Here is a 17,651-nt window from a genome sequence, read left to right as displayed (position 1 = left end):
GCCACCCGGTTACCCCCGTCCGCCGCCGCGGGGCGGCCCGCATGATCAGGGTCATCGCCAAGCGGCTGCTCGTGGGTGTGCTGGTGATGTGGGGAGCCGCCTCACTCATCTTCCTCGTCGTCCGGGTCGCCCCGGGCGATCCGGCGACGATCCTGCTGGGCCCGGACGCCGGCCAGGAACAGGTCGCCGGGCTCACCGCGAAACTCGGGCTCGACCGGCCGGTGCTCACCCAGTACCTCAGCTATCTCGGCGACGTCGCCCAGTTGCGTTTCGGCGACTCCTACCGGTTCGATCGGCCGGCGATGTCGGAGGTGGTCGAGCGCCTGCCCGCGACCGCCGATCTGATGCTCGCCTCCACGCTCATCGCCGTCTGCCTCGGCCTCGTGCTGGGGCTGCTGGCAGGCGGCCGCCCGGGCGGCGCCGTCGATCGGCTGGTCACCGCGGGCACCATCGCCCTGCAGTCGTTCCCCACCTTCTGGGTGGGCATCATGCTGATCCTCGTCTTCGCGCTGGCCTTACGCCTGCTGCCCAGTGCGGGGGCGGGCACGCCCGCGCACCTGGTGCTGCCGGCGGTCACGCTGGCCCTGCCGTTCACCGCCATCGTGGCCCGCCTGACCAGGACCAGCGTCGCGGAGACGATGCGCGAGCCGTACATCCGCACGGCCCGCTCCAAGGGCCTGACCGAGCAGCAGGTGCTGGTCGGCCACGCGCTGCGCAACTCGCTCATCCCCGTGGTGACCGTCGTGGGGCTGCACATGGGCGGCCTGATGGGCGGTGCGGTCGTGGTCGAGAACGTCTTCGCCTGGCCCGGGCTCGGGACGCTGGTCGTGGACGCGGTCTCCAACCGCGACTACGCGGTCGTGCAGGCGGCCGTCTTCCTGATCGCGGGCATCGTGATGCTCTTCAACCTCGTCGCCGACCTGCTCTACTCCCAGCTCGATCCGCGTATCAAGCTGGACGGTGCGGCATGACGGCCCTCGCTCCCGTCCGCGGGCGTGCCGGGTCCCGGCGGTGGCCGAGCCGGATCCCCTACGCCGTCCTCGCCCTGTACGTCGTGGTCGGCGGGCTGGGCCCGCTGCTCATCAAGTACAACCCGGTGCGCGTCGCTCTCGACGACCGGCTGCTCAGCCCGGGATCACGGCTCGCGTCCGGGGGGATCGCCTGGCTCGGCACCGACGCCCTCGGCCGTGACGTGCTCGCCCAGGTCGTCTACGGCGCCCGCACCTCGATGATCATCGGTGTGTCGACGGTCGTCGTCTCGTGCGTCGTCGGCGTGGCCATCGGCGTCGTCGCCGGCTACGTGGGCGGCTGGCTGGACACCGTGCTCGCCCGCGGCATCGACATCCTGCTCGCGTTCCCCGCGATCCTGCTGGCCATCGTGATCGCGGGCGCCTTCGAGCGCAGCGTCCTGGTGGTGGTGACCGCGCTCTCCGCGACGGCCTGGATCTCGTTCGCGCGGGTCACCCGCGGGGTCGCCCTGTCGATACGGGAGCGGCCCTGGATCGACGCGGCCCGGGTGCTCGGCGTGCGGCCGGTCGCCATCCTGCTGCGGCACATCCTGCCGCTCACGGCCGGTCCGGTGGTCGCCCTGGCGACGCTGGAGTTCGCTCTCGTCGTGCTGGCCGAGGCCGGGCTCAGCTTCCTCGGCATCGGCCTGCCCAACTCGGCGGTCTCCTGGGGCCAGACCATCGCGAACGGAAAGCAGTACCTCGAAAGTGCCTGGTGGATCTCGACTCTGCCCGGCGTCGCGCTGTCGCTGTTGATCATCAACATCGGGATCCTCGGTGACCAGCTCACCGCCCGGTACGGACGCGGACACCTGAGGTGAGCCGCCGGCCGGCTGACCTCCCTTCCCCTCACAAGCACCCCCGGAAGGCGGGAAGACGTCAATGACCAGACCCCTTGCCTCAGGTAGGCCGCGGCGCGCGGCACTGGCCCTCATCGCCGCGGCGGCCGTCGCGCTCAGCGGCTGCAGCTCCGCCACAGGTGGCGGCAGCAGCGGCAGCGGTGACAGCGGCAGCGGTGGCGAGATCACCGTCGCCGGCACGTACGCGATCGAGAGCCTCGACCCGGACAGCCCCACGGGCGGCGGCGCCACCGGCACCCAGCTCGCATCGCAGGCCATCTTCAGCCGCCTGGTGCGGCCGCGCCCGGACGGCAGCCTGCAGGGTGACCTCGCCACCGAGTGGAAGCCCGACGGCTCCGCCTCGCAGTGGACGTTCACGCTCCGCCAGGGCGTGCAGTTCAGCGACGGCAAGCCCGTCACCGCCGCCGACGTCGTCGCCTCGTTCAAGCGGTTCATCGAGCTCAAGAGCACGAACGCGGCCAACTTCACCGGCTACACGATGACCGCCGCCTCGCCTACCGAGGTGGTGCTGAAGGCCGCGAAACCGGACGCGGCGGTGCCGTACAAGCTGGCCGTCTTCTACGTGATGCCCGGCAGCCTGACCGGCGAGAATCCGGCGTTCTTCCAGAACCCGGTCGGATCGGGGCCGTTCAAGGTCGAGAAGTTCGACCCCTCCGGGACGCTCGTGCTGGTGCCGAACCCCGGCCACTACGGTGGCACGCCCCAGGTCAGGCGGGTGACCATCCGCAAGATGCCCGAGCTCGCGGCCCGGCTGACCGCGCTGCGGACCGGCGAGGCGGACCTCGTCTGGGGCATCCCCGACGACCAGCTCCCCGAGCTGCAGCGCGACTCCGCCCTCAAGGTCGAGACGGTGCCCAGCACCGCCGTGTTCACCATGTGGTTCAACTCCTCCGCGCCGGCGCTGAAGGACGCCAAGGTGCGGCGGGCGCTGTGGCAGGCGGTCGACTTCGCGACCATCATCAAGCGGCTGTACCCGCAGACCGGCACCCTCGCCGACGCCCCCGTCTCGCCCGTCACCCTCGGCCACGTCCCCCAGGAACCCGTCGGCCACGACCCGGCCGCCGCCAAGGCCGCGCTCACCGCCGCCGGCTTCGACTTCTCCACCAAGCTGCGGCTGCAGTTCGCCAACGCCGAGTTCCGGCCGTTCAACCAGGCGGTCGTCTCCGACCTGCAGAAGATCGGCGTCCAGGTGGACCTGCTGGAGAAGGAGCAGGCGGTCTTCACCAAGGACCTGCTCGCCCTGAACTGGGACATCAACTTCCAGCAGCTGTCGAACCCCACGTACGACTCGGCGAACACGCTCGGCCGGCTGTACCCCTGCGCGGCCAAGCGCAACGGCTACTGCAACCCCGAGCTCGACAAGCTGCTCGCCGCCGCCGGGGCGAGCCCCGACAAGGACGAGCGGGTCAGGTTGTACGGCGAAGCCAGCAAGATCATCTGGCGGGACGCGGTCGGCATGTTCCCGATGGCGGTCAAGTTCGCCTACGCCTGGAACCACCGCGTCACCGGCGTCACCCCGGACCCGAACGGGCTGCCCGACTTCTCCGGCCTGCGGGTCAGCAGCTCATGAGCCGGACGCGGACACCGGCCGACGCGGCTCCCGGCGGCCCGATCGTCGAGGTGGAGGGGCTGCTCGAGGTGGACGGGCTGGTCGTCGACCTGCCCGTCGCCGGCGGCGCCGTCCGCGTCGTCGACCGGGTGTCGTTCGACATCCCGCCGGCGACGACGGTCGGGCTCATCGGCGAGTCGGGCAGCGGCAAGACGATGACCGCGAACGCCGTGATCGGCCTGCTCCCCGACGGGGCGGCCACCGGCGGGGAGCTGCGCTGGCGGGGTGAGAACCTCCTCCAGGCGAGCCCTGCCCGGCGGCGCCGGCTGCGCGGCCACGAGATCGCGATGATCTTCCAGGATCCGCTGGGCGCGCTCAACCCCACCCAGACGATCGGCCGCCAGGTGGGGGAGATCCTCCGCCGCGCCGGCCGACCGCGCGCCGAGGTGCGCCGGCGGGTGCTCGAACTGCTCGAGCGGGCCGGCGTCCCCGAGCCGGCCACCAGGATGCGCAACTACCCTCACGAGTTCTCCGGCGGGATGCGGCAACGGGCCATGATCGCCCTCGCCCTGGCCGGCAGCCCGGCGCTGCTGCTCGCCGACGAGCCCACCACGGCGCTGGACGTGACCGTGCAGGCGCGCATCCTGCGCCTGCTCCGCTCCATCCAGCAGGACCAGGGCCTGGCGATGCTCCTCGTCAGCCATGACCTGCGCGTCGTGGCGCACGTCGCGCACCAGGTCGTCGTCATGTACGCCGGCCGGGTCGCCGAGCGCGGCCCCACCGCGGCGGTGCTGGCCGGTCCGGCCCACCCGTACACCCGCGCGCTGGTCGACAGCGTGCCCGCGGTGCGCACCCGTACCGCCCTGGCACATCCGTTGCCGGGCACGCCGGCCACACCGTCGAACCGCCCGGCGGGATGCGCTTTCCATCCCCGGTGCCCGCTGGCACGCGAGCGGTGCCGTACCGAGGAGCCGCAGGTCAGAACCGTCGCGCCCGGCCGGTGGGCCGCGTGCCACTTCGCCGAGGAGCTGCTGCAGCGATGAGAGAGGGCATGGACGGAGCCCTGCTCGAGGTGCGTGACCTGCGGGTCACCTTCGGGCGGCGGGCCGCGTGGCGGCGCGCCGCCGGCCGCTCCGCGGAGTTCGTCGCGGTCGACGGCGTGAGCCTCTCGGTGGCTCCCGACGAGATCGTGGGGCTGGTCGGAGAGTCGGGGTCGGGCAAGACCACGGTGGCCCGCGCGATAGTCGGCCTGGTCCGGCCCGACTCCGGCGCCGTCCTGCTCGACGGCGGGCCCCTGGGCCCGGTCGGGCGCCGGACGACCGCGCAGCAACGCGCCGCGCAGATGGTCTTCCAGGATCCGCGCTCGTCGCTCAGCCCGCGCATGACCGTCGCCGCGATCATCGACGAGGCATGGCGCACCCATCCGAGTGCGGCCCCGCCTGGGGACCGTACCGTCGCGCTGCACCGCCTGCTCGACGACGTCGGGCTCGACCCGAGCGTCGCCCGGCACCGGGCGGACGAACTGTCCGGCGGACAGTGCCAGCGGGTCAGCATCGCGCGTGCCCTCGCTGTCAGGCCCCGGCTGCTGGTGTGCGACGAAGCGGTCTCCGCCCTGGACGTGTCGGTCCAGGCGCAGATCCTCCGCCTCCTGGTCGACCTGCGCGAGCGCCATCACCTGGCGATGCTCTTCATCTCCCACGACCTCGGCGTGGTGCACCAGATCGCGGACCGGATCGCCGTCATGCGCCGCGGCGTGGTGGTGGAGGAAGGGCGGACGACGGAGGTGCTGGGGTCGCCGCGGCACGAGTACACCCGCAGCCTGCTCGACGCCGCACTCGAGCTGTCCGGGGCCGGTTCCCAGGACGGGGAGGGGACGGGTGGAGCATAGGGCCGTTCATGCCAGGCTGAGCGGGAAGCAGGAGGGATCCCGCCGCGACGCGGAGCCGCTCGTCCACAAGAGCTATGCCGACGCGTTCGAGGACACCGAGCTGGAGGCGGTGCTCGCCGAGCGCGGTGTCCGCCGGCACCGCGCGCCCGGCCGCCGCGCGGGCACCGTCGACACGGCCGACGTCAGCTTCGCGGCGGGCGACGCGGACTGAGCAGCGCGGCATCAGCCCTGTCACCCACGAGACCGATAGACGACCTCCTTCTTGGACCGTCCGGGATAGACCACGATCAGATGCCACTCGGAGGGCAGCATGGTGCCGGCGTCCTCGTCGCCCCGCGCGTAGACCCGCACCCGGTAGTGCCCCGGCCCTTTGACCGCCAGATTGGGCAGTGCCCGCCCGGCCCCCTCACCGCCGCCCGGCTGCATGGCCGGCACCATGAGACGGCCGCTGCGGCTGGTGACCCCCACCTCGGCCACTTCCTGCCAGCCCTTGAGCCGCAGCGGCGGAGCCTTGTCGAAGGCTTTGACGGTCACACAGACATTCATCCCTCCGATCGTCTCGATGCCCACGCCGCTCTTCTCGCCCGTGAGTAACCCGTCGTCGTCTCGCGCGACTCCGTCCTCGTTGTCCGGATCGGCGTCGTCCGCGAGGTGATAGCGGCCGCCTTCGGACGTGAAGTACGCGGCAGTCCCCTGCTTGCGGGCCCGCGTCTTGGGCCACGGGTCACGGCAGGAGGCGTTGCTCGCGGCGACGTAGTCGGCCTCCTCCTTGACCATTTGCTCGTCCGAGGGCATCAGGTCCGGGCCTCCGATGACGTCGGGGCACAAGAACACCAGTGCGCTGTCCAGACCGTGCAGATTGATTGTCCGGTCCCCGCTGCGCAGCCATTCGTCGGCTCTCCTCCACCCCGGCTGGGCGCACAATGTCCTGCCGGACGCCAGGAGGGCCTGGTCGGACCTGTCGTCAGGGAACATCGGCCCGCCCGCGTCCCGTACGAGGCACAGGAAGGCACGCTCCCGATCCGCTATCCGTGTGTCGTCGAACCCGCGCTGCAGTTCGGTCCACGCAGCGCAGCTGACGTCGTAAGGCGGCCGGTAAGGCACATGCGGGCCTTCCTCACCGCCCAGCACCCCGGCAAGCAGCACGACGGCCACGACGCCGCCGAGCACCCGTAATCGGCTGTTGGCCATGATCCAGAGACTCCCACAACGCATGCTGGGTTCGCACATGCCGGCGCGGCCGCCCCGGGGTATGGCCCGCGTGGCGGCAGGTGCCGCACGCCGGCGCGCACGGGCATGACGCCAAGGGCATGACCACGGGAACGTCGCGCGCGGCCTCCGGTCTGCTCCGGACGCCCTGGGGCTGAGGCGCCTGCGGCGACCGCCTCAGCCGGATAACGATTCACGGGAGCACACGACCTTGGGCTCCAGGTTGTCGTCCGCCTCCGGCATGATCGCCTGTGTGAAGAAAATGACCATATCAACCGTGGTGTTCGCCGCGCTGACGGTCGCCGCCGTGCCGGCGCAGGCGGCCCCCAAGGACCCGGTCGACGTGCTGAAGGCGACGATCGCCGCCGGGCACGGGGTGCGGTTCACCGGCGACGTCACGTGGACGGACGGCACCGACGAGCGGGGCGCCCGCGACATCAAGGGCGTCTTCCAGTTCGGTAAGAAGGACATCGCCGCGTTCGACATCACGACGAAGGACGGTGACGAGCATGAGCGCGTCATCGCCATCGGCCAGACCGGCTACTACTCGGGCGACCGGATCAGCAGCGTCCTGCCCGAGGGCAAGACCTGGTACAAGAGCAAGAACTACGGCATGCCTGACTCGTGGTCGCAGTTCATCAACCCGGCCGAGCCCAACACCCTGGCCAAACTGCTCAAGAACGGAAAGACCACGGGAAACTCCGTCTCCGGCTCGGTCACTGTGAAGGAGCTCAAGGCCGTTTCGGCCTGGGTCTCCGCCGCGAAGATCGGTAAAGAGCACGATGCCCTGAAGATCTCCTATACCCTCACGCTGTCATCGGCGGGTCTGGTCGACAGGGTGACGTCCACGTACACGATGGCGGAGGACGGAGAGAGCTACACCAGCACCGTGAACACCCGTTACACGAAGTGGGGCAGCAAGGTCTCGGTCACGGCGCCGGATCCCTCCACGGTAACCACCGAGCCTCGCTGACTCCCGTGCCCGGCGTCGGCTGAAGCGACCCGGTGACGCCGCTCGGCTCCAGCAGCCGAGCGGCGTGGATGTCGGTGATCAGGGTGGGGATGGCGATATTGATGATGGTTCCGTCCAGCAGCGACATGAAGAAGCCGGTGCAGAGGATGCAGAGAACCAGCCACGGCCGTTTCGCCGACGGCGGCTCGGCTCGATTGAGGGACGACACGGGATGTTACCTCCGTACGGGAGAAACACCGGCCGTTGTTTCCGGGCAGGCGACACCGATTTCCCGGGTTTCACGGTCGGCCAGGGATGGGTGAATGACCTGGTGGTGGGGTGAAGAGCGCAGATCAGCTGCGCTGACGCCGGGTTACGGCAGAGGGGAGGGGGCTCGATGCGCAGAATGGCGGCAGGAATCGCCGCGCCCTCGCAACAGACAGCGTGCTTGCTCGCCTGACAGTCACCATCAACACAGACCGCCTTGCCGAAATGTGGTGTGTGACTCTCACCTTTTCCGCGTCATCGGACACGGACAAGCTTGATTGGCGAGGCTTATGCCCACGGTGAGAGATCGCAACGGAGCCTGGCACACGAGCCTAGAGGGCGATCCACTCCGTGCTGGTGGTCACCTCGTCGAGCACGTCGGCGATCGGCTCCACGCCGAGGCCCGGCCCCGTGGGCACCTCCAGGTGGCCGTCGGCCAGCTCGAACGGCTCGGTGATGTCGGTCGCGTAGTAGCGCCGCGACGCCGAGGTGTCGCCGGGCAGGGTGAAACCGGGCAGGGCGGCCAGTGCGACGTTCGCGGCCCGGCCGAGGCCGGTCTCCAGCATGCCGCCGCACCACACCGCGACCCCGTGCGCGCGGCACAGATCGTGGATGCGGCGGGCCTCGAGGTAACCGCCGATCCGGCCGGGCTTGATGTTGACGATCGAGCACGAGCCGAGCGCGATGGCGGCGGCGGCGTGCTCGGCCGACTCGATGGACTCGTCCAGGCAGATCGGCGTGCTGATCTGCCTGGCCAGCTTGGCGTGCTGCACGAGGTCGTCGTTGGCGAGGGGCTGCTCGATCAGCAGCAGGTCGAACGCGTCGAGCCGGGCCAGGCGCCGGGCGTCGGTCAGGGAGTAGGCGGCGTTCGCGTCGACCTGGAGGAGCAGGTCGTCGCCGAAGCGCTCGCGCACGGCCCGGACCGGCTCGATGTCCCAGCCGGGCTCGATCTTGAGCTTGATGCGGACGTACCCCTCGTCGATGTAGCCCGCGACGGCGTCCAGCAGCTGGGGGATCGAGCTCATGATGCCGACCGAGACCCCGCACGGCACGCGGGTGCGGGCCGCGCCGAGGAACCGGCCGAACGACTCGCCGGCGGCCCTGAGCTGCGCGTCGAGCACGGCCGTCTCCAGCGCCGCCTTGGCCATGCGGTGGCCCTTGATCGGCTCCAGGGCGCGGCCGACGTCGTGCACGTCCAGGGTCTTCGGCAGCGCGGGCAGCAGGAAGCGGCGGATCACCTCGGCCGCGCCGTCGGTGTACTCGGAGGAGTAGAGCGGCTCGGCCAGCGCCACGCACTCGCCCCACCCCTCGGCGTCCGGCGTCACCACCCTGACCAGCAGGACGTCACGGGCCGTCTCGGTGCCGAACGACGTGCGGAACGGCGCCACCAGCGGCATCGCGATCCGCCGCAGCTCTACCCCGGTGATCTTCACGCTTCTCTCCGCAACGTCGTAGTGACTGCCTGGGCCAACCCTACGACGTCCGCGGCCGGCAGGCCGTGATGAGGATCCTGCTGGGCGCCTCCTGGCTGAGGCGGACCGACTCCAGCGGGACCGTGACCTCCGGGGTGCGGTAGCGGCCGCCGGAGAAGCGGGCGGCCAGGCACGCGCGCGCGGCCGTCACGTCGCCGTCGAGCGAGCCGCGCCCGTCGCGGGAGATCTCCACCGCGCACGGGCCCGGCTGCGCGACCAGCACCAGCCCCGCGACGGTCGCGCCGGCCAGCGCGCCCAGGTCGTTCCTGGTCCAGCCGTAGTGCCACATGCCCGCCGCCACTACCGGCGCCGCGGGGCAGCAGCCCGGTGCGGTGCCCACCACGTCGGCACCCTGGGACAGGGCCGCGGCGATCTCCTTCGCGCACGTCGCGGCCCGGGTGCCGACACGCAGCCCGGGGAGCTCCGGCATCGGGCCGCCCACGCCGTAGATGAGCTTGATGCCGGTTTCGATGGGTCCGGGGCCGCCGTCGTGCCACCCGCAGGCCACGACGTCGACCGACCTGGCAGACCACCATGTGCCGATGCGCAGCATGTTCTGTTGACTACCCTTTGCTGTGAGTCATAACACGCTGTGAATGGTTTACGGTTGCGCAGGCTCGCCGAATCCCTCTAGCGCTCCAGGACCTGCAGCGGGTGCGGGTACGCGCCCAGCGGGAGCGGGCCATCGGGTGTGCAGACCACCACGTCCGCCACCCGGGCCCCGAACAGGTCAGGCACGTAGATGGCCGGTTCCAGGCAGAACGTCATCCCCGGCGCGAAGACGGCGTCCTCGCCCGGCCACGGTCCCTCGTCGTGCCCCAGCCCGACGCCCCGCCCGACGTGCGCCGCCGCGAAGCGCCCGTACCCGCTTCCGTCGATCACCTCGCCGACGGCCCTGGCCACCTCGCCGACGTGCCCGCCGGACCGTACGGCGGCCAGCCCCGCCCGATGCGCGGCCAGCACCACCGAGTACATGGCCTCGAAGTCCTCCGGCGGCTCCGCCACCGCGAACACCCTGGCCACCTCGGCGCAGTAGCCGCCCCACCGCCCGCACACCGACACCGCCAGAGCGTCCCCGGGGTTGATCACGCGCTCCCCGGGCACGTGCGCGGGCCGCGCCGAGTGCTCGCCCGCCGCCACCCGCAGCGACAGCAGCTCCTCGCACCCCGACTCGGCCGCCAGCACCCGCAGCCGGTGCGCCATCGCCCGCTCGGTCGCCCCGAACCAGGCCAGCTCCCGAGCCTGCCCCAGCACCTCTTCGGCCGCCGCCACCGCGCGCCGGACGGCCTCGACCTCGTACGGCTCCTTGCGCAGCCGCAGCGGCCACAGCACGGAGGACGCGGGCACGAGCTCGGCCTCGATCGCCAGCCCGAACAGCTCGCGTACCCGCATCTCCGGGTCCACCCCGACCCGCCGCGCCCCGTCGGGCAGCATCCCGGCCGGGTCGGCGGTCTCGGCGACGACGTGCCGCGTCACCACGAGGAACGCGCCCTCGCCGCCCCCGAGGAAGCGGAAGTCCGGCGAGGAGCGCAGCACCAGCGCGTCCACCCCGGCCTCGTCCATGGCCGCCCGTACCGCCGCGACCCGCGCCGCCGCCTGCCGGCCGTCTGACCGGGGCGCGGGTGCGTCGTGCGGCGCAGGCGTCACTTCGGGCGCCGGTGGGCCATGGGGCGCCGGCGTCACTTCGCGCGATGCGTCGTGGGGCGAGGGTGTCACTTCGGGCGCCGGTGCGTCGTGGGGCGAGGGTGTCACTTCGGCTCGTGCAGCCAGCAGGCGACCGGCCCGAACTCCGGCTCCTTCTCGCGGCACACGTCCATCACGAACGGGCAGCGCGGGCTGAACCGGCACCCGGCCGGCGGATTCGCCGGATCCGGCACGTCGCCGGGCAGCTCCGCGGGCAGCACGCCCATCCCGTCCGGCTTGGGAATCGCCTGCAGCAGCGCCTTCGTGTACGGGTGCTGGGGATCGGCCCACACCTCGGCCGTGTCGCCCACCTCGACGATCTTGCCGAGATACATGACGGCGATCCGGTCGGCGATCAGCCGCACCACGGACAGGTCGTGACTGATGAACAGCAGCCCCGCGCCCGACTCCACGGCCAGGTCCCGCATCAGCCTGGCCACCTGCGACTGCGCCGAGGCGTCCAGCGCCGAGATGGGCTCGTCCCCGATCAGCAGCCGCGGCCGGGCGGCCAGGGCGCGGGCGATGGCGATGCGCTGCCGCTGCCCGCCGGAGAACTCGTGCGGATGCCGTCCGGCGAAGTCCCGCGGCAGGCCGACGCGTTCCAGCAGGTCGGCGGGGGATGTGGCGGTGTCCTGAGACGTGCGCAGCCCGTCGGCGATCTGGTCGCCGACCCGCCGCCGGGGGTTGAGCGACGCGTACGGATCCTGGAACACCATCTGGATCCCGGTCAGCTTCCTGCGCCGCAGGCCGAGCGGCGTGACCGGCTCGCCGTCGAAAGCGATCGAGCCGGCCGTGATCGGGTTCAGCCCGCAGACGGCGCGGGCCAGGGTCGACTTGCCGCATCCGGACTCGCCGACCAGGCCGACGACCTCGCCGGGGTTGACCGCGAGGCTGGCCCCGGCCACGGCCCGCACGGCGGGACGGCCGGGGGTGCGGTGCTCGACGACCAGCTGGTCGATGGTCAGGAGGGTCATCGTGCCTCCGCGTCGGGAAGGGAGTCCAGCAGGGAGCGGGTGTAGGCGTGCTCGGGTTCGCGCAGCACGCGCCCGCGCGGGCCCGACTCCACGACCAGCCCGTCCTTCATGACGCTCACCTCGTCCGCCACCGCCGACATCACGCCCAGGTCGTGCGTGACCAGCAGCACGGCGAGGCCCAGCTCGTCGCAGAGCCCGCGCAGCAGCCGCAGCACCCCCGCCTGCACGGTGACGTCCAGCGCGGTGGTCGGCTCGTCGGCGATCAGCACCTTGGGGGAGCAGGCCAGCGCGATGGCGATGGCGATGCGCTGCCGCATCCCGCCGGAGAACTGGTGCGGATACCGTCCGTACGCCTCCTCGGCGCCGGGGATGCGCACCTTGCCCAGCAGCTCCACCGCCCGGGCCCGCGCCTCGGCCTTGCCCAGGCCCAGGTGGTGCCGCATGTGCTCGGTGAGCTGCCGGCCGATCGTCAGCATCGGGTGCAGGCTCGTCGCGGGGTCCTGGAAGACCATGGCGACCTGGCCGCCGCGCACCCGGTTCAGCTCCTTGGGCGGCAGCGTGAGCAGCTCGCGCTCGCCGAGCCGTACCGAACCCGACACCCGGGCGCCGTGCGGCAGCAGGCCCAGCACGGCCAGGCCCGTCATGGTCTTGCCCGAGCCGCTCTCCCCGGCCAGGCCGTGCACGCGGCCCGGCTCGAGCGTGAGGTCGACGCCGCGCAGGATCTCCTTGCCGCCGATCGTCACCTTCAGCGAGGTGATCTCCAACGTGCTCACAGTGCACGCTCCTTGATCGCGCGGGCCGTACGGGGGTCGAGCGCGTCGCGCAGCGTGTCGCCCAGGAAGTTGAACGCCAGCACCACGGTCAGGATCGCCAGGCCGGGGAACGTCGCCACCCACCAGCTGTCGAACACCTCCACGCCCGAGGCCACCATCGCCCCCCACTCGGGAGAGGGCGGCTTGGCCCCGAGGCCCAGGAACGACAGGCCCGACAGCAGCAGCAGGGCGGTGCCGATGTCGAGGGTGGCCAGGACGAGGACGGGGCCGGTCACGTTCGGCAGCACGTCCACCCGCAGCGAGCGCCAGACCGAGAAGCCCAGCAGCCGGCCGCTCAGCACGAACTCCCGCTCCCGCACCCCCAGCACCAGCCCGCGCGTGACCCGCGCGTACGCGGGCCAGGCCACCACCAGCACGGCCAGCACGGCGTTGGTGAGGCTGGCGCCGAGCGCCGCGGCCACCACCATGGCGAGGATCACGGTCGGGAACGCGAACACCAGGTCCGCCACCCGCATGATCGTCTCATCGACCCATTTGCCGAAGTAGCCGGCGCACGCGCCGAGCAGCCCGCCGATCAGCACCGAGAGCGCGACCAGCAGCAACGTCAGCGGGATCGACACCCGCGCCCCGTACATGACGCGGCTGAGGATGTCGCGGCCGAGCTGGTCGGTGCCGAACCAGTGCCCGGGACCGGGCGCGGCCAGCCGCGGCAGGTCCTGGGCCAGGGGGTCGTGCGGCGCCAGCACGGGCGCGGCCAGCGCGACGACCAGCCAGGCCACCGCCAGAATGCCGCCGGCCACGGCCAGGGGCTGCCGCCATGCCTCGGGCAGTCGCTTCAAGATCATTGAAGCCTCACTCGGGGATCGATGACGCCGTACAGGACGTCCACGATCAGGTTGATGACCAGGTAGACGACGCCGACGACCAGGCCGACGCCCATGACGGCGGGCAGGTCGAGGGTGGTGGCGCTCTTGTAGGCGTACTGGCCGATGCCGGGCCAGGCGAAGATCGCCTCGACCAGCACGGTGCCGGAGAGCAGGCTGCCGAACGCCAGGCCGGCCACGGTGATGATGGGGACGAGGGCCGAGCGCAGCACGTACCTGAACAGGATCGTCCGGCCCGGCAGCCCCTTGGCCCTGGCGGCGCGGACGTAGTCCTGCCCCAGCACCTCCAGCACCGCCGAGCGCGTGAAGCGCGTGAGCAGCCCGATCGTGTAGAGCGCGAGGACCAGCGCCGGCGTGACGAGGTGGCCGACGGCCGAGGTGAAGACGTCCCACCGGCCCGCCAGCAGCGCGTCCACCGTCTGCAGCCCGGTCACGGCCGGGGCCGCGCCGCCGAGCGCGGCGTCCACCCGGCCGCTGCCCGGGGTGAGCTGCAGGCGGTAGAAGAACACGTAGAACGCCACCAGCGCCAGCCAGAACGTCGGCACGGAGATGCCGATGAGGCTCAGCAGGCGCAGCACGTGGTCGGAGGCCCGGTCCCTGCGCAGCGCGGCGATCACCCCGAACGCCACGCCGAGCACCAGCGAGACCAGGATCGCGGCCCCGGCCAGCTCCAGCGTGGCCGGGACGAACTCGGCCAGGTCCTGGCCGACCGGGCGGTGGCTCTGCTGGCTGACGCCGAGGTCGCCGTGGAACAGGCCCTGGAGGTGGATCACGTACTGCTGCCAGAGCGGCTTGTCCAGCCCGTGCTCGGCCCGCCACTGCGCCACGATCGCCGGGTCGCCGAGGGCACGCTGGCCGAGGTTGGCCGCCACGGGGTCGCCGGGGACGAGGTTCGTCAGGACGAACGTGACGAGCGTGATGCCCCAGGCCATCAGGACGGCGAGGAGGACGCGCCGGATCAGGAAGCGGACGAGCGGATGGACCCGCGCCGCCCGGCCCCGGCGGGGTTCGCCGGGGCCGGGCGGCGAGTCAGGCGCGCCCGGGTTGTCGGACACCTTGGCAGACCCCTTACTTCACACCGAGGTCGGCGACGTCCACCGTCCACACCGGGTGGTACTCGAGCCCGGTCACCGACGCGGCCGTCACGATGTTCTGGCTCGGCTGGATCAGCGGGACGAACGGCCCCGAGGCGTTGAGCTTGGTCTGCACGTCCTCGTAGGCGGCCTTGCGGGCGTCGTCGCCGATCGCGACGGCGGCCTTGTCACCGGCGGCCTCGATCTCCTTGGCCGCCCCCGCCTTCCAGCCGGCCCGCAGGCCCACCGTCTTGCCGGGCAGGAACGCCAGGTAGTCGCTCGGGTCCGGGTAGTCCGGGCCCCAGTACCACAGGCCCAGCTCCTCCTTGCCGTTGCGGTAGTTGTCCAGCGCCGTGGTGACCGGCGCGGGCTGCAGGTCCACCGTGATGCCGACCTCCTTGAGGTTGGCCTGGACGCGCTCGGCCAGCGGCTGGAACGACAGGCCGTTCACGGTCAGCTCGCTCGGGTACTCCAGCTTGACGGTCGGGTTCGTCAGGCCGCTGGCGGCCAGCGCCGCCTTGGCGCCCGCCACGTCGCGCTTGGGAGCCGCGGCGGCGGGCAGCGCGCCGAGCAGCTGCGACGGGATGACGCCGGGCGCCTGCGTCGCGCCCTCGCCGGCCAGCTCCAGCAGGCCCGCGTAGTCCACGCCCTTGCGCACCGCCTCCACGAACTTGGCGTTCGGCGTCGTCTTGCTGACGCCGGAGTCCTGGTTGGCCAGCAGGAAGATGACGTTCGCCGAGGCGGTCTTCTTCACCTGGAGGGTCGCGGGCATGCCGGTGACCTGGTCGCCCGACAGGTTCAGCGCCACCTGGCTGTCGCCGCGCTGCACGTTCAGCTTCTGCGTGGCCGCCTCGACGTTGCGGATGACGACCTTGTCGTAGGCGGGCTTGGTGCCGTAGTACTTCGGGTTCGCCTTGAGCGTGACCTGGCTGCTCACGTTGAACGACTCGATCTCGTACGGCCCCGAGCCGGCGGAGGCCGAGTTCAGGTACTGCTCGGCCTTGTCCTGGGCGTCGGCGGTGGCGCCGTGCTGCTTGGCGAGCTTGCTGTTGATGATGCCGAGCGCCGGGTTGGGCAGGATGTACGGCAGGGCCGGGTTGGCCGCCTTCGACGTCAGCGTGATCGTCGAGTCGTCGGTCTTGGCCACCTCGACGCCGTCCAGCAGGAACGACGGCGTGCCCTTCATGTCACGCACGCGGGTCAGCGAGAACACCACGTCGTCGGCCGTCACCGGGGACCCGTCCGAGAACGTGGCGCCCTTCTTCAGCTTGAGCGTCAGCGTCTTGCCGTCCTTGCTCAGCTCGTACGACTCCGCCAGCGCGGGCACCGGCTTGGTCACGTCGGCACCGTCGAACGTCAGCAGCGTCTCGTAGACCGCCTTGCCGACGATCAGCCCCGTCGGCTCGTACGTGCGGCCCGGGTCGGCCGTCTTGAGGTCGAAGGACGTGTCGATGACGAGGGTCTTGCCGCCACCGCCGGAGGCGGCGGGGGACTGGGAGCTGCCGCCGCTTCCGCAGGCGGCCAGGGCGAGTGCACCGGCGAGCAGCACAGCCGCCGTCTGCGAGCGGGTCGCCATGGTAGGTCCTCCAAGATTTGGACGTTCGTCAGAAGGATGTCGAGGATTGTGCGGCAGAACGTCCAGGTCACGCGCGGTCGCCGAGACGTATATAAAGGTCAGTGAGGTAATGATGAGTGAAATTTCTAGAAATGGTGCTGGCGGTGGCGGTCAGCCTGGACGGATCGGCATCGGTCTCGAGCTGGACGAGATCCACATGAAGATCCTCGAGGTCCTGCGCGAGAACGGCCGGATCTCGGTCGCCGCGCTGGCCGAGCGGGTCGGCATCTCCCGTGCGAACGCCTACACCCGCTTCGAGGCGCTGCGCGCCGACGGCGCGATCAAGCGCTTCACCGCCGAGATCGACCACGTGCGGGCCGGGCTCGGCATCACCGCGCTGATCTTCGTGACCGTACGCCAGCAGATGTGGAAGCAGTTCAGGGCCGAGCTGGCCCGGATGCCGGAGGTCGAGTACTGCGCGATCACCACCGGGCAGCACGACGCCATGATCCAGGTACGCGTGTCCGACGTGGCCGCCGTGCACACCATGGTGACCGACCGCCTGGCCAACATCCCGGCGGTCAAGGCGACGGAGACGGTGTTCATCCTGGACGAGGTGCTCAGGCGGCCGTACGTGCTGCCCAGTGACCGCGACCGCGACAGGGACCGGTCCCGGCCGTCACGGCGGCCCGTCCAGGAGGGCGCCCAGGGCGGCGTGCCGCTCGGCAAGATGCGCTTCGTCGGCGCCGCCGAGGGCCGCGCCGCCCTCCGCAAGGACGATTGAGTCCGGAAGGACGATGGAGCGCGACGGCGCGGTCAGGCGACTTCCCGGCAGACGCTCACGTGGACCGTGTCGTCCCCGGCGAAACTGAACTCCTCCACCAGCCGCAGCAGCCCGTCGTCCGCCTTCTCGATACGGCTGCTGCTCTGGCCGCCCGCCGTCCCGCCGGCCTTCAGCGCGTGCACGTACGAGATCGACACCAGGTCGCCGTCCCGCGTGCCGACGAAGTGCCCGTGGATCACGGTGTCGCCGGTGTAACTGCCCCACACCACCCCGTCGGACTCCTGGTAGTGGAACTCCGTAGGGCTGTCCTGGTCGACTGCGCTCGCCGTCGAGCTCACCATCACGAATTTGCGGCCGTTGAGATTCACGCCCGCCATGGTGCCCACATTTCCTGAAATGTCAGCATCCCGCTGGACGGATAGTGAGGAGCGGCGGTCAATGATCGACAATCCGTCCATCCGGCGGCAGCGCGGCACGCCGAACGGGAGCAGACCCGCTATCCGGGCGGTCAGCGCTCCGGGTGGCCCTCGTCGACCTGGTGGACGCGGGTCCAGGTGGCACCGCAGCCGCAGCGGTACTCCTCGATCAGGTCTCCGTCCTCGCTGACCGCCAGACCTTGGTTGACGCGGACGTGGACGTGCTCGCTCATGGGCCCTTCCTTATGTTTGCCCAGCTCACCGCAGTTTTGCCTAGCGTACCGTCCCCACCGCTTGCCCCGGAC

The 17,651-nt window shown here is 71.3% G+C and carries 21 protein-coding genes; 8 read left to right on the top strand and 13 right to left on the bottom strand.

Features of this window, described 5'->3' with window-relative positions:
* Positions 1–41 precede the first annotated feature (41 nt).
* From AB0H84_RS38595 to AB0H84_RS38570, 6 genes are all read left to right on the top strand, one after another.
* Positions 42–971 (top strand): ABC transporter permease, encoded by a 930-nt coding sequence (locus tag AB0H84_RS38595; RefSeq protein ID WP_357615989.1) that lies wholly within the window; start codon positions 42–44, stop codon positions 969–971.
* Positions 968–1,828 (top strand): ABC transporter permease, encoded by an 861-nt coding sequence (locus AB0H84_RS38590; RefSeq protein WP_357615986.1) that lies wholly within the window; start codon positions 968–970, stop codon positions 1,826–1,828. The genes AB0H84_RS38595 and AB0H84_RS38590 overlap by 4 nt, the downstream gene beginning before the upstream one ends.
* A gap of 61 nt (positions 1,829–1,889) precedes the next feature.
* Positions 1,890–3,437, top strand: a complete 1,548-nt coding sequence (locus AB0H84_RS38585; protein WP_357615983.1) for an ABC transporter substrate-binding protein — start codon at positions 1,890–1,892, stop codon at positions 3,435–3,437.
* Positions 3,434–4,459: an ABC transporter ATP-binding protein gene (locus AB0H84_RS38580; RefSeq protein WP_357615980.1), complete on the top strand. Its 1,026-nt coding sequence runs from the start codon at positions 3,434–3,436 to the stop codon at positions 4,457–4,459. Before AB0H84_RS38585 ends, AB0H84_RS38580 begins: the two co-directional genes overlap by 4 nt.
* Positions 4,456–5,304, top strand: coding sequence for an ABC transporter ATP-binding protein (locus AB0H84_RS38575; protein WP_357615978.1), 849 nt, complete (start codon positions 4,456–4,458; stop codon positions 5,302–5,304). The genes AB0H84_RS38580 and AB0H84_RS38575 overlap by 4 nt, the downstream gene beginning before the upstream one ends.
* Positions 5,294–5,515, top strand: a complete 222-nt coding sequence (locus AB0H84_RS38570; protein WP_357615976.1) for a hypothetical protein — start codon at positions 5,294–5,296, stop codon at positions 5,513–5,515. The genes AB0H84_RS38575 and AB0H84_RS38570 overlap by 11 nt, the downstream gene beginning before the upstream one ends.
* A gap of 20 nt (positions 5,516–5,535) precedes the next feature.
* Here AB0H84_RS38570 and AB0H84_RS38565 read toward each other — a convergent pair whose 3' ends face one another.
* Entirely contained in the window at positions 5,536–6,495 is a 960-nt protein-coding gene (locus AB0H84_RS38565; protein WP_357615974.1) for a hypothetical protein, read from the bottom strand.
* A 271-nt stretch (positions 6,496–6,766) separates the two neighbouring features.
* On the opposite strand from AB0H84_RS38565, the gene AB0H84_RS38560 reads away from it, so the two are divergent.
* The gene (locus tag AB0H84_RS38560) at positions 6,767–7,486 is read left to right on the top strand and encodes a hypothetical protein (RefSeq protein ID WP_357615971.1); all 720 of its coding nucleotides are present in this window, start codon (positions 6,767–6,769) and stop codon (positions 7,484–7,486) included.
* Here the strand turns inward: AB0H84_RS38560 and AB0H84_RS38555 are convergent.
* The 10 genes from AB0H84_RS38555 to AB0H84_RS38510 all read right to left on the bottom strand — a co-directional run bounded on the left by AB0H84_RS38555 (position 7,443) and on the right by AB0H84_RS38510 (position 16,363).
* Positions 7,443–7,694 carry a hypothetical protein gene (locus AB0H84_RS38555; RefSeq protein WP_357615968.1) on the bottom strand — a complete coding sequence of 84 codons (252 nt, stop codon included), beginning with the start codon at positions 7,692–7,694 and terminating at the stop codon, positions 7,443–7,445. The genes AB0H84_RS38560 and AB0H84_RS38555 overlap by 44 nt on opposite strands.
* 370 nt (positions 7,695–8,064) lie before the next feature.
* Positions 8,065–9,165, bottom strand: coding sequence for an o-succinylbenzoate synthase (gene menC / locus AB0H84_RS38550; RefSeq protein ID WP_357615966.1), 1,101 nt, complete (start codon positions 9,163–9,165; stop codon positions 8,065–8,067).
* A 40-nt stretch (positions 9,166–9,205) separates the two neighbouring features.
* On the bottom strand, positions 9,206–9,757 hold the full coding sequence (locus AB0H84_RS38545; protein ID WP_357615963.1) for an acyclic terpene utilization AtuA family protein: 552 nt from the start codon (positions 9,755–9,757) through the stop codon (positions 9,206–9,208).
* A 77-nt stretch (positions 9,758–9,834) separates the two neighbouring features.
* Positions 9,835–10,851, bottom strand: a complete 1,017-nt coding sequence (locus AB0H84_RS38540; RefSeq protein ID WP_357615960.1) for a M24 family metallopeptidase — start codon at positions 10,849–10,851, stop codon at positions 9,835–9,837.
* Positions 10,852–10,952: 101 nt separating this feature from the next.
* On the bottom strand, positions 10,953–11,861 hold the full coding sequence (locus tag AB0H84_RS38535; RefSeq protein ID WP_357615957.1) for an ABC transporter ATP-binding protein: 909 nt from the start codon (positions 11,859–11,861) through the stop codon (positions 10,953–10,955).
* Entirely contained in the window at positions 11,858–12,634 is a 777-nt protein-coding gene (locus AB0H84_RS38530) for an ABC transporter ATP-binding protein (RefSeq protein ID WP_357615953.1), read from the bottom strand. Before AB0H84_RS38530 ends, AB0H84_RS38535 begins: the two co-directional genes overlap by 4 nt.
* Positions 12,631–13,479 carry an ABC transporter permease gene (locus AB0H84_RS38525; RefSeq protein WP_357615950.1) on the bottom strand — a complete coding sequence of 283 codons (849 nt, stop codon included), beginning with the start codon at positions 13,477–13,479 and terminating at the stop codon, positions 12,631–12,633. The genes AB0H84_RS38530 and AB0H84_RS38525 overlap by 4 nt, the downstream gene beginning before the upstream one ends.
* Positions 13,476–14,573, bottom strand: coding sequence for an ABC transporter permease (locus tag AB0H84_RS38520; protein WP_357615948.1), 1,098 nt, complete (start codon positions 14,571–14,573; stop codon positions 13,476–13,478). Before AB0H84_RS38520 ends, AB0H84_RS38525 begins: the two co-directional genes overlap by 4 nt.
* 13 nt (positions 14,574–14,586) lie before the next feature.
* The gene (locus tag AB0H84_RS38515) at positions 14,587–16,167 is read right to left on the bottom strand and encodes an ABC transporter substrate-binding protein (RefSeq protein ID WP_357615945.1); all 1,581 of its coding nucleotides are present in this window, start codon (positions 16,165–16,167) and stop codon (positions 14,587–14,589) included.
* Between the two features lie 67 nt (positions 16,168–16,234).
* Positions 16,235–16,363: a hypothetical protein gene (locus AB0H84_RS38510; RefSeq protein WP_357615942.1), complete on the bottom strand. Its 129-nt coding sequence runs from the start codon at positions 16,361–16,363 to the stop codon at positions 16,235–16,237.
* Here AB0H84_RS38510 and AB0H84_RS38505 point away from each other — a divergent pair, their 5' ends adjacent.
* The gene (locus AB0H84_RS38505) at positions 16,364–16,930 is read left to right on the top strand and encodes an Lrp/AsnC family transcriptional regulator (RefSeq protein WP_357615939.1); all 567 of its coding nucleotides are present in this window, start codon (positions 16,364–16,366) and stop codon (positions 16,928–16,930) included.
* Between the two features lie 32 nt (positions 16,931–16,962).
* Here AB0H84_RS38505 and AB0H84_RS38500 read toward each other — a convergent pair whose 3' ends face one another.
* Positions 16,963–17,298 carry a hypothetical protein gene (locus tag AB0H84_RS38500; protein ID WP_357615936.1) on the bottom strand — a complete coding sequence of 112 codons (336 nt, stop codon included), beginning with the start codon at positions 17,296–17,298 and terminating at the stop codon, positions 16,963–16,965.
* A 140-nt stretch (positions 17,299–17,438) separates the two neighbouring features.
* Entirely contained in the window at positions 17,439–17,579 is a 141-nt protein-coding gene (locus tag AB0H84_RS38495; protein ID WP_357615933.1) for a hypothetical protein, read from the bottom strand.
* Positions 17,580–17,651: the final 72 nt, after the last annotated feature.

The organism is Nonomuraea sp. NPDC050786, from assembly GCF_040654115.1.
Taxonomy (GTDB): domain Bacteria; phylum Actinomycetota; class Actinomycetes; order Streptosporangiales; family Streptosporangiaceae; genus Nonomuraea.
This window is presented reverse-complemented; position numbering and strand designations above follow the sequence as displayed.

Bases quoted from the DNA above. Each gene is read 5' to 3' on its own strand.
- AB0H84_RS38595 (WP_357615989.1), top strand. From the start codon at position 42: ATGATCAGGGTCATCGCCAAGCGGCTGCTCGTGGGTGTGCTGGTGATG.
- AB0H84_RS38590 (WP_357615986.1), top strand. From the start codon at position 968: ATGACGGCCCTCGCTCCCGTCCGCGGGCGTGCCGGGTCCCGGCGGTGG.
- AB0H84_RS38585 (WP_357615983.1), top strand. From the start codon at position 1,890: ATGACCAGACCCCTTGCCTCAGGTAGGCCGCGGCGCGCGGCACTGGCC.
- AB0H84_RS38580 (WP_357615980.1), top strand. From the start codon at position 3,434: ATGAGCCGGACGCGGACACCGGCCGACGCGGCTCCCGGCGGCCCGATC.
- AB0H84_RS38575 (WP_357615978.1), top strand. From the start codon at position 4,456: ATGAGAGAGGGCATGGACGGAGCCCTGCTCGAGGTGCGTGACCTGCGG.
- AB0H84_RS38565 (WP_357615974.1), bottom strand. From the start codon at position 6,495: ATGGCCAACAGCCGATTACGGGTGCTCGGCGGCGTCGTGGCCGTCGTG.
- AB0H84_RS38545 (WP_357615963.1), bottom strand. From the start codon at position 9,757: ATGCTGCGCATCGGCACATGGTGGTCTGCCAGGTCGGTCGACGTCGTG.
- AB0H84_RS38535 (WP_357615957.1), bottom strand. From the start codon at position 11,861: ATGACCCTCCTGACCATCGACCAGCTGGTCGTCGAGCACCGCACCCCC.
- AB0H84_RS38525 (WP_357615950.1), bottom strand. From the start codon at position 13,479: ATGATCTTGAAGCGACTGCCCGAGGCATGGCGGCAGCCCCTGGCCGTG.
- AB0H84_RS38515 (WP_357615945.1), bottom strand. From the start codon at position 16,167: ATGGCGACCCGCTCGCAGACGGCGGCTGTGCTGCTCGCCGGTGCACTC.
- AB0H84_RS38505 (WP_357615939.1), top strand. From the start codon at position 16,364: ATGAAGATCCTCGAGGTCCTGCGCGAGAACGGCCGGATCTCGGTCGCC.
- AB0H84_RS38495 (WP_357615933.1), bottom strand. From the start codon at position 17,579: ATGAGCGAGCACGTCCACGTCCGCGTCAACCAAGGTCTGGCGGTCAGC.